At 31.8% G+C, this 16107-nt stretch carries 17 protein-coding genes and 1 tRNA gene; 11 read left to right on the top strand and 7 right to left on the bottom strand.

What is annotated here, in order from left to right:
* Nucleotides 1-63: 63 nt before the first annotated feature.
* From GQR98_RS14030 to GQR98_RS14060, 7 genes are all read left to right on the top strand, one after another.
* The gene (locus GQR98_RS14030; protein ID WP_159020043.1) at nt 64-1788 is read left to right on the top strand and encodes an ATP-binding protein; all 1725 of its coding nucleotides are present in this window, start codon (nt 64-66) and stop codon (nt 1786-1788) included.
* A 4-nt stretch (nt 1789-1792) separates the two neighbouring features.
* Nucleotides 1793-2188 (top strand): response regulator, encoded by a 396-nt coding sequence (locus GQR98_RS14035; protein ID WP_159020044.1) that lies wholly within the window; start codon nt 1793-1795, stop codon nt 2186-2188.
* 10 nt (nt 2189-2198) lie between these two features.
* Entirely contained in the window at nt 2199-3608 is a 1410-nt protein-coding gene (locus GQR98_RS14040) for a hybrid sensor histidine kinase/response regulator (protein ID WP_159020045.1), read from the top strand.
* Between the two features lie 356 nt (nt 3609-3964).
* A tRNA-Arg gene (locus tag GQR98_RS14045) sits at nt 3965-4038 on the top strand.
* A gap of 386 nt (nt 4039-4424) precedes the next feature.
* On the top strand, nt 4425-4646 hold the full coding sequence (locus GQR98_RS14050; protein ID WP_159020046.1) for a type II toxin-antitoxin system Y4mF family antitoxin: 222 nt from the start codon (nt 4425-4427) through the stop codon (nt 4644-4646).
* Complete coding sequence (locus tag GQR98_RS14055; RefSeq protein ID WP_159020047.1) at nt 4633-4965, top strand: HipA N-terminal domain-containing protein; 333 nt, start codon at nt 4633-4635, stop codon at nt 4963-4965. Before GQR98_RS14050 ends, GQR98_RS14055 begins: the two co-directional genes overlap by 14 nt.
* On the top strand, nt 4958-5887 hold the full coding sequence (locus GQR98_RS14060; protein ID WP_159020048.1) for a HipA domain-containing protein: 930 nt from the start codon (nt 4958-4960) through the stop codon (nt 5885-5887). The genes GQR98_RS14055 and GQR98_RS14060 overlap by 8 nt, the downstream gene beginning before the upstream one ends.
* A gap of 36 nt (nt 5888-5923) precedes the next feature.
* Here the strand turns inward: GQR98_RS14060 and GQR98_RS14065 are convergent, their stop codons facing one another.
* The 3 genes from GQR98_RS14065 to GQR98_RS14075 all read right to left on the bottom strand — a co-directional run bounded on the left by GQR98_RS14065 (nt 5924) and on the right by GQR98_RS14075 (nt 7898).
* Complete coding sequence (locus GQR98_RS14065; RefSeq protein ID WP_159020049.1) at nt 5924-6505, bottom strand: hypothetical protein; 582 nt, start codon at nt 6503-6505, stop codon at nt 5924-5926.
* Between the two features lie 171 nt (nt 6506-6676).
* Nucleotides 6677-7183 (bottom strand): IS3 family transposase, encoded by a 507-nt coding sequence (locus GQR98_RS14070; protein WP_317164234.1) that lies wholly within the window; start codon nt 7181-7183, stop codon nt 6677-6679.
* 343 nt (nt 7184-7526) lie between these two features.
* On the bottom strand, nt 7527-7898 hold the full coding sequence (locus GQR98_RS14075; protein WP_159020051.1) for a transposase: 372 nt from the start codon (nt 7896-7898) through the stop codon (nt 7527-7529).
* A gap of 150 nt (nt 7899-8048) precedes the next feature.
* Between GQR98_RS14075 and GQR98_RS19005 the strand changes: the two genes are divergently transcribed.
* From GQR98_RS19005 to GQR98_RS14085, 3 genes are all read left to right on the top strand, one after another.
* Nucleotides 8049-8252, top strand: a complete 204-nt coding sequence (locus tag GQR98_RS19005) for a hypothetical protein (RefSeq protein ID WP_199270207.1) — start codon at nt 8049-8051, stop codon at nt 8250-8252.
* A 9-nt stretch (nt 8253-8261) separates the two neighbouring features.
* Nucleotides 8262-8696, top strand: a complete 435-nt coding sequence (locus GQR98_RS19010) for an integrin alpha (RefSeq protein ID WP_199270208.1) — start codon at nt 8262-8264, stop codon at nt 8694-8696.
* A gap of 140 nt (nt 8697-8836) precedes the next feature.
* Entirely contained in the window at nt 8837-9121 is a 285-nt protein-coding gene (locus tag GQR98_RS14085; protein WP_159020052.1) for a hypothetical protein, read from the top strand.
* A gap of 742 nt (nt 9122-9863) precedes the next feature.
* Here the strand turns inward: GQR98_RS14085 and fbp are convergent.
* From fbp to rhaD, 4 genes are all read right to left on the bottom strand, one after another.
* Nucleotides 9864-10883 carry a class 1 fructose-bisphosphatase gene (gene fbp / locus GQR98_RS14090; protein ID WP_159020053.1) on the bottom strand — a complete coding sequence of 340 codons (1020 nt, stop codon included), beginning with the start codon at nt 10881-10883 and terminating at the stop codon, nt 9864-9866.
* Nucleotides 10884-10918: 35 nt separating this feature from the next.
* Nucleotides 10919-12232: an FGGY family carbohydrate kinase gene (locus tag GQR98_RS14095; RefSeq protein ID WP_159020054.1), complete on the bottom strand. Its 1314-nt coding sequence runs from the start codon at nt 12230-12232 to the stop codon at nt 10919-10921.
* Nucleotides 12233-12399: 167 nt separating this feature from the next.
* Nucleotides 12400-14187 carry an L-fucose isomerase gene (locus GQR98_RS14100; RefSeq protein ID WP_159020055.1) on the bottom strand — a complete coding sequence of 596 codons (1788 nt, stop codon included), beginning with the start codon at nt 14185-14187 and terminating at the stop codon, nt 12400-12402.
* 27 nt (nt 14188-14214) lie between these two features.
* Nucleotides 14215-15009 carry a rhamnulose-1-phosphate aldolase gene (rhaD, locus tag GQR98_RS14105; protein WP_159020056.1) on the bottom strand — a complete coding sequence of 265 codons (795 nt, stop codon included), beginning with the start codon at nt 15007-15009 and terminating at the stop codon, nt 14215-14217.
* A gap of 110 nt (nt 15010-15119) precedes the next feature.
* On the opposite strand from rhaD, the gene GQR98_RS14110 reads away from it, so the two are divergent.
* Nucleotides 15120-16022, top strand: coding sequence for a helix-turn-helix domain-containing protein (locus GQR98_RS14110; protein ID WP_159020057.1), 903 nt, complete (start codon nt 15120-15122; stop codon nt 16020-16022).
* The last annotated feature ends 85 nt before the right edge of the window (nt 16023-16107 follow it).

Raw genomic sequence — 16107 nt, forward strand, 5'->3', positions numbered from 1 at the left:
ATCTTCCAGATAAATTAATTTATACAAATTATGATCTTTAAAAACCTATCAATTAAAGTTAAAATGATGCTGATTATTCAGTTAGTTTCGTTGTCTTCTCTATCGATAGGTTTTTCTTACGTTGTTTATAGTAATGTAGATGATTTTAAGGAAGATATGAAGAATAACACTATAATTAACGCTACACTGGTTGGAGATTATTGTGCTGTACCTCTAGTTTTTGATGTGTCAGAAAGCGCAACAGAAACATTAGGTAAATTACAAAATATCCCTTCGTTAGAGGTTGGTATCGTTTATAATGATAAAGACGAAGTTTTTGCTGAATATTATAAAAACGGTAATAAAATACCGGTTTCTAATACATTCGTAAAAGGGTCTTGGAATAAGTTTGAAGACAACTATTTAAGTGTGTCTAAACCTATATTTAGCGATGAAGAATTTGCAGGAACAATTTATTTAAGAGTTTCAACAAAAGAGCTAACCATGAAAATTAACGACTATTTAATTAAAATGTCTATTTTGTTGGCTTGCCTACTTTTTGTTAATTACATACTTGCAACTTGGTTACAAAAGGTGCTTACAGGGCCCATATTAAATTTAACAAAAGCAACTAAAGAAATTTCTCGAGAAGGGAATTATAGATTACGTGTACATAAACAGGGAAACGATGAAATTGGAGACCTAGTTGATGAATACAACGAAATGCTATCTCAAATATATGTTAGAGAAGAAGCCTTAAAACAACGAACAAATGAGTTAACACGAACTTTGGGCGATTTAAAGCAAACTCAAGAAAAACTTATTAATTCAGAAAAACTGGCAGCACTTGGTCAGTTAATTGCAGGTGTTGCACACGAGATAAACACACCACTTGGAGCCATTCGTTCGTCTATTGGTAATATCAATAAAACGTTATGTTTTGTGTTAAATGAATATCCTATATTTATAAATAAATTGCCAAAAGAGTTAAAAGAAAATTTCTTAAACTTAGTTGAAGATTCTTTTAAAAATAGGCATATGCTTACTTCAAAAGAAGAACGATCGTTTAAAAAGAAGATATCTAAAATATTTGAAGAGCACGATATTAAAAATGCCTATTCATTTGCAGATACTTTTGTAGATATGATGGTAGTAGAAAATGTAGAAAACTATCTCGATTTATTGCAAAACGAAGATTCTGAAAAAATTATAGAAACAGCTTATAAAATTACAGGATTACAAAGAAGTACAGAAAATATTGAATTTGCGGCCGATAGGGCTTCAAAAGTAGTTTTTGCGCTCAAGAATTCATCTCGAGTTAGTAACTACGAAGAGCAAGTTGTAGCAGATGTTACAGAAGGCATTGAAAGTGTTTTAATTTTATACAATAATCAAATTAAACAAGGTATTGAGGTTGCAAAAGTATACAAAAAAATACCAGAAATTCTTTGCTATTATGATGAGTTAAATCAGGTATGGACTAATATTTTACACAATGCCATATATGCCATGGATCTTAATGGTAAATTGACTATTAAAACATACACAGAAAATAATTGGGTTGTAGTTTCAATTAGTGATAGCGGTCGTGGTATTCCTAAAGGTGAAATTGATAAAATATTCGATCCTTTCTTCAGTACTAAACCAACAGGGGAAGGTACAGGTATAGGTTTGGACATCTCAAAACGAATAGTAGAAAAGCATCACGGAAAAATTGAAGTACAAAGCGAACCAGGAAAAACAACCTTTAGTGTTTATCTACCTATAACGGGTAGCGGCAATGAGGATTCTATAAAACCACAACAATAATACTATGGAGAAAAATGTAATATTATGTGTCGATGATGAAAAAATTATACTAGATAGTATTAAAGCGCAGCTAAAAGAGAATTATGGTAACTTATTTCTATATGAAACTGCAGAAAGTGCAACAGAAGCTTTAGATATTATTGAAGATTTAGAACTAGATTTAAGTACCAATTTAATAATAATTAGCGACTGGTTAATGCCTGTTATAAAAGGTGATGAGTTTTTAATTAAAGTACATCACATGTATCCTAATGCATTAAAAATAATGTTAACAGGGCATGCCGATTATAAGTCGATTAAGAAAACTGAAGATGAAGCAGATTTATATAAATGCATTAAAAAGCCCTGGGTTCGGTCCGAGTTATTTTCGTGTATTGATTCCGGTCTGCAATTAACTTAAATTACAGCGAATGAAAAAGGATGTAATATTTTGTGTAGATGATGAAAAAATCGTTTTAAATAGCTTAAAAACCGAACTAAAAAATGCGTTCGGTAATAAGTATATTATTGAAACAGCAGAGTCTGGTATTGAAGCCTTAGACGCCATCGATAACTTAATAGGCTTAGATTATAAAATACAAGTGGTTATTGCAGATTATGCGATGCCTGTTATGAAAGGTGATGAGTTTTTAATGAATCTTCATAGTAGATCTCCCGAGACCTTAAATATATTATTAACAGGGCAAGCAACTATTGAAGGCGTTATTAACTCCATAAATTACGCGGGTTTATATCGATATATCTCTAAACCTTGGCATACCAATGATCTTGTTTTAACCGTTAAGCAAGCGCTTAAAAGTTACGATCAAGAAAACCAACTAAAGACTCAAAATGAAGCACTTTTAGAGTTAAGTACTTCTCTAGAAAACAAAGTGCAGTTACGCACGCAAGAGCTAAAAAACAATAACATTTTGCTTCTAGAAAAGCAGCAAGAAATTATACTTCAAAACAAAGAATTAGAAACCTATAGAAATCATTTAGAAAATCTTGTTAAGGAACGAACTTTAGATTTAACCATTGCCAAAGACAATGCAGAAGAAAGTGATCGATTAAAATCTGAGTTTTTATCTACCATGTCTCACGAGTTGCGAACGCCTCTTAATTCTATTATAGGGTTATCTGGTTTGGTGGATCAAGATACATCTATGGATGAAGTTATTGAGTACACACAAATAATACACAATAGCGGCGAACATTTACTTAAATTAATTGACGATCTTTTTAATGTTTCTCTTATCGAATCTGGAAAAACCAAAGTAAATATTAAGGATATTGATTTGAGTGTTTTTATGAATGAAATTCATAAGAGTATGAAAATTCATTTAGAACGCCTAAAAAAGGATCACATAGAGTTTAATTTAGTAATACCAGAAATATATAACAATTTAACGATTTATACCGATAAATTAAAGCTTACCAATATTTTGGTTAATCTACTGAGAAACGCCATTAAGTTTTGCGAAAAGGGTACTATTAATTACGGTTTTAGAATTTGTGAAAAGCTAGAACAAAAATATATTGTTTTTTTTGTTTCAGATACCGGTATTGGTATTGATAAAAAATATCAAGACTTAATTTTTAAAAGTTTCACTCAAGTTAATAGTGCTTTAAATAGACCTTATGAAGGAGCAGGAGTAGGGCTAACTATAGCAAAAAAATTGGTTAATCTTTTAAGAGGCGATATGTGGCTAGATTCAACTTTAGGAGAAGGAAGTTCATTCTTTTTCTCAATTCCGTTACATAATGTAAAGAGCGAAATGATTACAAATAACTGTGAAAATATTATAAAACCATCAGCTGAATTTAAAAATGAGCGCTGAAAAGAATAAAATTATAATATTTTTTTTCTGGTGTTAAAAAACTTCAAATTTATATAAAAAGATAAAGCGTTCTGTATTTCAGTGTGTTACTATTTAATTTCTGTAAATAATAAAATGAAGGGCATTTATTTAAATGTAAAACCGTGAATTTATTTAAAATAAAAAGTGAATTTTATTGGTTAGAACTCTAATAAGTTATATATTTGCAGCCGATAAAGTAAAACCCATTACTTTTAAGTTCTTAAATAGAATATTCAAAATAAGGTTATCTATTAAATATATAACCAATTAATATAAATTGTAGAAAGTAGAAAATCTCTATTAATACAATGTTTTCGTAGAAACATAAAAACTACGGGCTCTTAGCTCAGCTGGATAGAGCACCTCCCTTCTAAGGAGGCGGTCGCAGGTTCGAATCCTGCAGGGCTCACTTAAATCCTTGTTAATCATTTGATTTTCAAGGATTTTTTGTTTTTAAGGGGACGGAATAGGGGGCGAATTATTTTGTTCTTTTTTTTTCGATGTCATTTTACTATTTATTAAGTTTTAATTCAGTTTAAAAAAATGGAATTTTTTAAATAACATCTTATACGCTTCTTAAAGTCTTTTTTTTTACATCTAGGGAATTATCTATATTAAACCTTCCGTATATATTTATCTCGTTTGTGGCTTATTCTATCTTGTATTGCCTAATATTATAATTAATCTGATTTAAATTTATATGTTTTTACATATAGAAATATATTTTATCTTTGTTTTATATGTATTAACATATAATTTAGTATATTTGGATATAATTATATTCAATTACATATAATGAAAGAATTGTCAGATTTTGTAAAGGCCCGTAGAAAAGAGGTCAATTTAACACAAGAGGAGTTTGCGGACAGAGCAGGAGTTGCGCTTACGGTAATCCGAAAAATAGAGCAAAACAAAACAAATTTAAACTTAGAAAAAGTAAATCAAGTTTTAAAAATGTTTGGTCATAAACTCGTTCCTGTAAGTTTAAAAGAATTAGAAGGTAATGAGGCAAGCTAGAATATATTACGATAAGATCTTTTGTGGACTCTTGACTGAGACAAATGATGGCGATTTTACATTTAGCTATGATGCTTATTATATAGATAAATATCCAGAACAGTTTATAACCTTTACGATGCCTGTTAGAAAACAAGAATATAAAGAGAAGCGTTTGTTTGCTTTTTTTGAAGGCTTAATACCAGAAGGTTGGTTGTTAGATATTGCATCAAAAAGTTGGAAAATTAATAGAAATGACAGGATGGGTTTATTATTAGCGTGTTGTCAAAATTGTATTGGAGCAGTAAGCGTTGAATCTGTAAACGAAAATTATGAGTAAGTGTTTGTATTGTTATAAAAATGTTGATTCTGGTAGTGATTTTCATGAAGCATGTAGTTTGTCTTTTTTCGGAACTAAGACACCACCAATAATTGAATACTCATTAGATGAAATGCATGCCTTAGCAAAGCAAGTAGTGGAAAGGAGTGTATCAGTTCCTGGTGTCCAACCAAAATTATCAATGTCATTGTTGAATGATGATAAAACAGATAGCAGGTTGACGGTAGTTGGTGCTTTAGGTGGGAATTATATTTTTAAACCACCATCCAAAGACTATGCAGAAATACCTGCAAATGAACATTTAACAATGAAGATGGCAGAATTATTTAATATTGATGTTGTACCTCATTCACTTATTAAATTAGCTTCTGGTGAGTTATCTTATATTACTAAGCGAATTGATAGGGCAGAAGATGGCTCTAAAATACATATGATTGATATGTTTCAGGTAACGGAAGCGTTCGATAAATATAGAGGTTCTATGGAGCGTATAGGTAAGGCTATTGATGCTTATGCGGATAATACATTATTAGATAAGTTACGGTTTTTTGAGCTTACTATTTTTAGTTATCTCACAGCAAATAATGATATGCATTTAAAAAACTTTTCGATGATTAAAACCTCTTATGGGTGGACTTTATCTCCTGCTTACGATTTGTTGAATATCACTATTGTTAATCCTGAAGATACTGAAGAATTAGCCTTAACAATTGCAGGGAAAAAGAAAAAAATATCATTTCAAAATTTTATTGATTTTGGAATAGGACTAGGTTTGACTACTAAGCAAATGAATAGTGTTCTTAAACGATTTTTTAGATTACGTACTAAAGCCAAAGAAATAATTAGAGGTTCTTTTTTATCTAAGGAAATGCAGGATGATTATATAAGTGTTTTAGATGAAAGATATATCAAGTTAAGTTAAAAGTTGACGCTATCGAAATGCCCAAAACTTAAAATATCATAATAATTTAATAGACTTAATTCTTTCAGTTTTAAACGGCGTTTCTTCTCCTCTTTTAGAGCATGTTGCCGTAAAATGCTCACCAATTGAATAACCATAAGAAATAAACTCATCAGTTATTTGAATATCAGAAATAGTCCTTCTACTAAATTCATCATTTACATTTTCATATTCAATTTCAAATCTTTTGTTTTTGCCGTAAGCATTTATAATAATTTCTTTTATTCTTGATTTATCCGTAATCCTAATATTTTTTATTTTTTGAATTTTACGCTCTTCAAACTCTATTCTTTTCTTTTTCTCAATTTTTATTCTAGAAATTTCTGACAAGTTCCTTTGCTCGTCTAAAGCTCTTTTTTTTATTTTTCTATCTTTTCGTTTTTGTTCTTCTAATTTAAAATTTTTATTATCTAATATTTTACGTTCTTCCTCTCTTTCTTTTTTGGTTAATTTTAATGGTACAGACTTCGTAGGTTCATCTAATTTAGAAAATTGATGATTTAGATATGATTCTCTATAGTTTTCCCTTTCCCACTGTTTAGCTTGAGGTTCACGCCAACAAAATTCTAAGGAAATCATTTTACTTTTTAAATTAAGCTTTGAAATTGTGTAATTAGAGTCTAATTGGGATATTACTACAGCAATTTCATTTAAACAAGCTCTTGGCTGTTTGAAAATCTGTTTTTCTGAAAATCGAATAACAACCCAGCCTGTCTTGTCCTGAAATATGGCTACAGGTTAAAATTGATTTTAAGCTGATAATTGATATACCATATTAGGTGTTTTATAATCTAAAGATAAGTGTAATCTTATTTCGTTGTATAAATTAATTGCATTTTTTGCAGCTCTCTTTGCATGAGTGACGTTATCAAAGGTTTGGTCGAGATAAAACTCATCTTTTAAGATGCCGTTTACACGTTCTGCTATAGCATTTTCGTAACAGTGATTTTCTTCAGTCATACTAATATTTATATGCTTTTTTTTAAGTATTTGAGTGTATACATTACTACAATATTGTATTCCTCTATCGGAGTGATGAATAAGGCCATTGATATTTTTGGCTTGATAAATAGCCTTATTAAGCGCTCTTACACATCCTTTTAATTCTAAGCTATCACTCAGGTCATAACCCACGATTTTACGAGAATACATATCCGTAATTAAAGCTAGGTAGCAAAAACCTTTTACGGTTCTAATGTAAGTTATATCACTCACCCAAACTTGATTAGCTCTCGTCACCTTTAAATCTTTAATAATATTATTATACTTATAAAACGGTGATGCGAATTGGTTGTTCTAGCACTGGTTTTCTTTCTAAGTGTTAACATTTGGTGTTTTCTAAGGGTATTAAATAAAGTATCTCTACCAACTTTTAAGTTCGCTTTGATAAAATCGTTTTTCAATGATTTTTCGAGTTTGCGGACACCTTCTCTAGGAAGGGATTTACGTCTTTTTCTAACAATAGTTATTATTTGTTGCTCTAGTTTTAAACGTTTATCAGCTCTATGCTTATATTTATAATAAGCATCACGTTTTAATCCAAAACAACTAGAAATAGTAGATAAGCAAGCAAATCCCTTAGATTTTTCTTTAGCTATGCTTAAGGCTTTATATTTAGCTTTTTTTTTAGATCGGCAACCGAATTGTAGCCAAGATCTTCGGCTGCTACTTCAAGGTATGAATCCAATACCATAGCATCAAGATCCTTTTTAATCAGTAGTTTTTCAAGTTGCTCAATTTCTTTTTGCAACCCTTTAATTCTTGATATCTCGTCTTTTGTTTCCACTTTTACCCTGGTGTTCATTAAGTCTTTACGATTGTACTTTTTAATCCATTCATTCACCGTTGTAGGAGCAATAGAGTAGAGCTTGCAAAGTTCGCTCTTGGTATGCTTTCCGGTTGTAAGTTCGGCTAAGATTTTTAATTTAAAAGGTTCGCTGTAACGTCTAATTACTTTGTCATTTTTGTACATAATGTTTAAAATTATGTAGCCTTTATTCAGGACGCTAATGCTCAAGGTTTAACGGCTATTGGGGATATTAATAACGATAATCGAATTGATTTAGTAGCATGCGACCCAGTATCGGATGATGGTGGTTCAAATAGGGGCGCTATTGATATATTGTTTTTAAATGATAGTTCTGAAGTTCTTAATGAAATTAGGGTAACCATTAGTTCAACACAAGGCAATTTTGGTGAAGGATTGCAAGATGGCGATGAATTTGGAGGAAGGGAAGTTGCTATGCTTGGAGATTTAGATAATGATGGGACTATAGAGATGGCTGTAGGGGCATTTTTGTCTGACGGTGGTAAAGGTGCAATCTAGATACTTTCATTGGATGCAACAACACTAAATGTAGTTTCTAAAATTAAAATAACAGAAGGATTAAATGGTTTTACGGAAACACTTGATTTAGAAGAGAACCCCAATGGTACTTTTGGTGCGCAGTTTGGGCATGCTATGTGCGCAGCTGGGGATATTGATGGTGATGGGATAACAGATTTAGTTACGGGAGCCAATCAGCAGAATGAGGGTAATGGGTATATCTTATATCTAAATGCAGATAAAACCGTAAGAACATTTGATAAAATCAGTGCAACTGAAGGAGATTTTGATTTAGTACTTGGTCCAGATGACCGTTTTGCACGTTCTATTTCTTATGTGGGAGATATAAAAGGAGACGGTTCTTTTGCAGTAAATTTTGGTGGTGGGGTTGGAATTGGTGGAACAGGTTCGCTTTATACACTTTTCTTTAGACCTATTGAGTAGTTTAATATTTTTGGGTCTAATATTTTGAAGCGTTCTTCTATTTTACTTTTCAAAAAAAAATCTTAACTAAAAAAAATTTAATCGTAAGTATAAATCTAAAGAAATCAATTTGATGAAAAAAAAATAAAAAACAGAGTAAAATGGTAAGAACATTTTCAATAACAATAAAAAGTATAAGCATACTTATGCTTTTTATTGTTATTATGAGTTGTAAAAAGGATGAAGAAAGTGAACCTGAAGTAGTGATTGAGTTGAATGCTCCTATTATTCAAACTCCGGCACCGCTTATTCACCTTGCAGATAACCTTGATGAACAAGATGAATTAGGATGGTGTATTGACACGCAAGGCAATGGCTTCGCTGAAAACCTTCATGCCCATTCTTGTAAACCAGATGGTGGTGATGTTCAATTTTATTATAATTAAGAAACTAATCAAATTTGTTCAGCAGAATATGTTGATTTTTGTATTGAAATGACTGGAGGTCCCATGGAGGCGATGACTTTAAGCCTAGTTGATAGTGACCCTAGCTCATCTGAGCAGAAGTTTATTTATGATGATGAAAGCGGCGAGTTTAGACCAGATGGTAACAATAATCTCTGCCTTGCTGCCGGTATTACAAGTGCCAGTGCCGGGATATATATGTCACGTACATTAACATTAGAGCTTATTTCTAATACTGACGTAAGTTTAAAAAAATGGGTTATTGTAAGTACGGAGTCAACGGATTAGTTCTGTTTTAACGTAAGTTTATGTTTTTTGAGAATATTTACTTAAAGAAATACTAACCTGTAATTAGTCGAACCTTAAAAATCCCATTTCATTTGAATTTGCAAAGAAAACAATCTCCTAAATTAATTTCGAGGAGTTGAAAAATTTTCCAAAAAGATGATTTCCATTTGTTCATCATCCTTTTAAAATTAAATCCTGCAGCCGCAAGCATAATATTGATGTTATCGCCCACTATTCCCTTGTAAAAGTTGCGGTTTAATCTGTTTCAAAAAGACCTTCCTCGCCCCAAAAAATAGAACATCTATACTTTAATAAAGATATTATTAAACTTTATCAGATACGACAAAACCGTTTTTTATAAGTTTTTAATGAAATTTCAACGTGTTCCTAAAATTAAAATGAGTTTATAGATTATAAAAAGGCATGAGATTTTATTCTAATGGAGTTTTGTTGTATTGGTATTTGTTAAAAATGATTCTAATTTATCAACCATATCTGTACTACCACAAAAAAACGGCACTCTTTGATGTATTTCTGAAGGTTTCATGTCCAATATACGTTGAGCACCATTTGTTGCTTTTCCACCAGCTTGTTCTGCCAAAAGAGCAATAGGATTTGCTTCGTAAAGTAATCTTAGTTTACCATCTTTATTCTTAGAGCAATTAGGGTACATATATATACCGCCCTTGAGCATGTTTCTATGGAAATCTGAAACCATAGAACCAATATATCGTGCAGAATAAGGGCGGTCTTCTTCATCTTTTTGACAATATTTAATATAATCTTTCACACCTTGTGGGAAATGGGAATAGTTTCCTTCATTTACAGAATAAATATTTCCTTTTTTCGGAATTTGAATATTGGCATGTGATAAATAGAAAGATCCTATTGCAGGGTTTAGCGTAAAACCATTTACACCATTACCTGTTGTATATACTAACATGGTTGATGTACCATAAACAATATATCCTGCAGCAACTTGTAAACTTCCTGGTTGTAAAAAATCTTCAAGTTGAACTGGTGTTCCAATTGCGCTAACTCTTCTGAAAATTGAGAAAATAGTACCTACCGATACGTTTACATCAATATTCGAAGATCCGTCTAAAGGATCCATCAGAACTACATATTTACCTTTATTAGTTTTGTCACTACCACATATTGATATGAATTCATCATTTTCTTCTGAAACAATTCCGCAAGCAATATCCCGTTTGGTTATTGAGTGGATAAATTTATCATTGGCAAACACATCTAGTTTTTGTTGATTTTCACCTTGAACGTTTACCTCGCCTGCACCGCCAATAATATCAACTAATCCTGCTTTGTTCACTTCGTGGTTTACCATTTTAGCAGCAAGCCTAATGCCGTTTAACAATTTTGATAGTTCGCCAGACGAATATTGGAAAGCAGATTGGTTTTCAATAATAAATTCTCCTAATGTCATGTGTGTGCTCATAGTTCTGTGTTTTTAGATGTGTGTCAAATTGTTTATTATAAATAGTCCTTCATTAACATGGCAGCACCTAGCGCACTGGCGTTTTTTCCTTTCGGAAATTTAATTTTTTGATTAGGCATCATTAAAGATAGAAACTCTACAAATATTTCATTCCTATTAAACCCGCCTGAAATATAGACCTCTTTAAGGTTGTTATTATGGTCTAAAACATGTTGAATTCCTTTGTAAACACGATTTGAAATCTCAAAAATTAATTGATAATAAGCCACTTCGTAATTATGGTATTTGTCTATATTATTTAAGTTTCCTTTGAAGTCTTTAGGGATGCCCTTTGGGAAAAACACATTATTGTTTTTATTAAAAGTGTTTAAACATAATTGTTTGTTAAGCTCCATGTTTAAATAATGTTCTTCATCAACACCAAAATGTTCACTTATTGCAATGGCATTAATCTCATGGACATGCCCTAAAAATTGCATTGAAGATTTTATTTGTTTTTTATCAGGTGTCATAAAGCACAAACAATCATTATTTAATTGGTTGGTTGTTAGGGTTTCTTTGCTAAAAGGATTCATACAAATAATCCATGTACCTGTAGATAATAATACAAATTCCTTCTTGGAATTTTTATTGTCTTCTAATAAAGGAATGATAGATGAAGAACTGTCGTGTAAGCCTTTGCCAACTGCAATTTCTTGTCCGTTAACTATAGATAAAGCGGCGTTTTTTCCAGGTTTAGGTTCGGGTAATGATATGTTTTCGTTCTCTAACCAGTTGTGGTATTTCATTGTGTCGAAATCCCAAATGGCAGTGTGTGCACCAACTGAAGTGAAATCGGCAGTTAGCTTGTTTGAGAATAAATAACTTAAATATTGTGGATAATGTAAAATGGTTTTTACTTTAGACCAAAACTGAGGCTTGCATTGTTTTAACCAATATATCTGAAGTCCAGAATTCAGCATACCATATGCAGGTGAACCTGTTTTTCTGGAGAATTCTTCAACACCGTTATTAGTTTCATAAAACGGACTGAAATTAATATCTAAAGGTTTTAAATAGTTGTAAAGCGGCGTGATTCTTTTTCCGTCTTCATCTAGATATACCAAAGTGGCACCATGGGTTGAAAAGTTAATGGCCTTTATGGTAAACTCATTTTTACCTTGGATAGTTTCAATTTCTTTTTTTATCCAGGTTTCAATAGCTTCAACATTATCGCAAGGATAACCATCATCGTCTACACATTCTTCAAAACGAATTGAGTTTGTATAAACAACTATAAAATCCTTGTCAAATAAAAATATTTTTTTGTTGGTTTTTCCAATATCAAAAACAGCTATAACATTTTTCATTTTTTTTTTTAGTTTAAGTTTAGATAGGATAATACCTCCCTTTTATTCATTTTTTAATTTGACTAAAAGGGAGGTTGTTTAAGTAAATCGAAAAACGGAATAGATGATTGAAATGAATGACTAGCTCAAAAAAAATATTACATATTCCGGTTTTCTATTACTTTGTGTTATGATTTAAAACCGTAAAGTGGTCCGTAAGTTTCGCAAGCTTTATAATCTGCAGATTCAAGGTTTTCTCCAAAAGCAGACCATGCACTTGGACGAAAAACATCTTCGTCAGAAACATTATGCATATTTACTGGTATTCTTAATAAAGAAGCCAATGAAATTAAATCTGCACCTATATGTCCTACAGAAATAGCACCATGGTTTGCGCCCCATTTAGCCATTACAGAATAAGCATCCTTAAAGAAACCTTTTCCTGTAACTCTTGGTACAAACCAGGTTGTTGGCCATGTTGGGTTTGTTCTTTCGTCTAAAACAGTATGAATATCTTCAGGTAATTCGACGCTCCAACCCTCAACTATTTGTAATACAGGGCCAATACCTTTTACCAAATTAATTCTGCACATGGTTAGTGGCATAGTTCCTTTGGTTTTAAATTGAGAAGAAAATCCTCCACCTCTAAAATATTCAGCAATAGCAGCTGGCCATTTAGTATGGTTTAAACATTTTTTGGCTTCTTCTTCCGTAATATCCCAATATGGTTTCATTGTAGGGTTGCCAGCTGCATCTGTTTGTTGCGCAGTAGCATCTAAAGTTGTAGAACCAGAATTAATCAAATGTATTATGCCATTTTTAGCAATACCGGTTAATTTTTTACCTGTAACACGTTCAACAGATTCTGGACTCCAATAGGTTCTTACATCTGAGAATATTTGAGCCGTATTGGTTAATAAATGTCCGAATAGCATAGAAATTGCATTTAGGCAATCATTTTCTGTTGCAAAAATAAAGGCTTGCCGAATTCCATTCCAATCGAAAGAAGAATTTAAAATAGATTCTGTAAAATCTGCATTTGGTTGGTAATCTGTCCATTGACGTTGTCCTTGGAAACCACCCATAATAGCATTCCTTCCTTTAGATTCTTCTCCAAAACCAAGTTCTTTTAATTTTGGGTTTCCAATCATTAAATCACGACATATAAGTGTCATTTTAATAACCTTTTCCCATTCTTTTTCTTTAACCTCGGCCGATTTTTGAGCTTCAGGACTGTTCCAGTCTTTACCTTCTTCACAGTTTTCTTTAGTCCAAGCTAGTGCTTTTTCGTATTCATCTTTATCGTAGATACCTTCGTCGATTCTGCGTAATAACTCAATAGATTCTACAAATTCTGCACGAACACCAAAATAATCTTGTAAAAAGTTAACATCAACCATAGAGCCAGCAATTCCCATAGAACTGTAGCCAATTGATAAATATGATTTACCTTTCATTTGTGCAACTGCAAGTCCAGCTTTTGCAAAACGCAATAATTTTTCTTCAACATCATTAGGGATGCTCATATCTCCTGCATCTTGAACCTCTCTACCGTAAATTCCAAATGCAGGTAAGCCTTTTTGTGAATATCCCGCTAAAGCTGCAGCTAGATACACAGCACCTGGTCTTTCAGTTCCGTTAAAACCCCAAACAGCTTTTGGCATTAAAGGGTCGGTATCCATAACTTCGGTGCCGTAACACCAGCAAGGTGTAACGGTTAAAGAAACTTCAACACCTTCTCTTTTAAATTTATCTGCACAAGCAGCAGCATCAGCAACACCACCAATTGTGGTATCGGCGATAACACATTCTACTTTTTCACCACTAGGGAAACGTAAATTATCTTCAATGAGTTTGGCTGCGGCCTTTGCCATATCCATACATTGATCTTCTAACGATTCTCTAACTCCAAGTTCACGTCCATCAATTACTGGACGAATTCCAATTTTAGGTAATCTTCCTATTAATCTATTCATTGTTAGTTTGTTTAGTTTATTAGTGGTTTATGTGAATTGCTCTAATTCTATTAATTGCTCATTAGAAAGGCCAGCTGGTTTAAATCCTGCAGCCCAGCACATCATTAACATTTTAGCACCTTTATTTGCTACATCTAAAAAGTCCCAAGCTTTCATAACATCTGGTGCAGTTGAAGTTGCTCCATGTTTTTCCCAAAGAGATACATTTCTAGTTTTAAAAGCCTCAATTGTTACATCTGCCAGTGCGGCAGTACTAGATAAAGCATAAGGTGTACAGTGAATTCCTTTTGGAACAAATACTTTTACCTCTGGGCACATCATCCAAATTTGTCTGTTTAATTCTTCTTCATTATCAAATAATTCATGATGACTCATGCATATTAATTCTAAAGGGTGCGTATGAACAACGGCTAAATTCTCTGGGTTATGTATACTGTTGAATAAATGAATACTAGAATGAGAAATTAACTCGCAAGTCGGTCCAAAATTTTCTCTCTTTCCTCCCCAAACAATAGAGTAGCCAGTGGCATCATCATTAATTAAAAGAATACAAGAAACACTTTCTAAGTTATCTACTAAATCTCTTAAGTAGCAACCAGTACCAGTAATAAAAAGTACAAAACCTGCTGCTCCCTTAGGAAATTCAAAAGGTCTTTCAGTACCTATACCTTTTAAATCTTCTTTGTTAAAAAAAGATGTTAAATTCATAGAAATATTCCCAGCATTTCTTTCAGCCCATTCACGTTGCCATAAATAACCAGCAACAGTTGAGATTTGTTTTAGTTCTTTTTGTACTTCTACAGGAAGTTTTATATCGCTCATAAAAAAAATATTATTTAAATTATTCTTAGGGTGTAAAATTATAGTATGTAATAAGAAAAAAGAATATTTAAAATCTGTATATTTATGTATAATTTAAACATGATTTAAAAATGAAATTTGTAAACAATGTTGAGTTAGGAGATCCTTCAACTAAAAACCAAAACTTTATAGATATTAGAGTAAAGCTTTTATGTTGTAGATATTGGTATTTGGATTTGTGGGATTGTCATGATATGGTATTTCCTTTTTGGCGGATTTATTGGAATAAAAATGAAGGAGGACAACTCAAGTTACAGGATAGTGTTTATGAAATGACATCTGATTTTTTATATATTATTTCTCCTTTTACATCCTTTTCAACAAGGTATTTAAAACACCATAAGTATGATTCTGGAATTCATGTTTCTGGTAAAAACCTATCTGAAAAGCATAATATGGATTATTATGAAAACAAATATCTTATTCACTTTTTTACACATTTTAATATTGGAACACCATTTGATAATGTGTTTCCAGGGATTTTTAAAATAGAACTTACGGAGCATCTTAAAGAACGATTGGTTTATTTGACGGGAAGATTAAAGGTTGAAAATCATGATTTTAAGTTGACTTTTAATTTGAAACTACAAGCTTTTATTAAGGAGGCAATTTCTAATATTGGTGCAGAGTTGTGGAAAACTATAAATATTGATAGTCGAGTATTAACTGTGCATCGCTATATCGAAGCGAACATTGGAAACAAATTAAAGAATGCTGAATTGGCTGCTCTTGTAAATATGGCTCCTAATTCGTTTGCTAGATTATTTAAAGATGAAATGAATATCACCCTGCATAATTTTATTCAAAACAGAAAAATAGCAAAAGCATGTGAGATTTTTGAACATACTGATGAAAGCATAGAGAGTATTTCTTATAGTTTAGGTTTTTCAGACCGGTATCATTTTTCTAGAGTGTTTAAGTCAATAACTAGTATTTCACCTGCACTTTATAAATCTGGCCGCTATACTTCTTAAATTTTAAGTAAAGTTATTTATTCTAGTTTATGTATAATTCTATCATGTTTAAATTATACATAAACTAGAATGATATGGATAAATA

The organism is Algibacter sp. L3A6 (assembly GCF_009796825.1).
Classification (GTDB): Bacteria; Bacteroidota; Bacteroidia; order Flavobacteriales; family Flavobacteriaceae; genus Algibacter.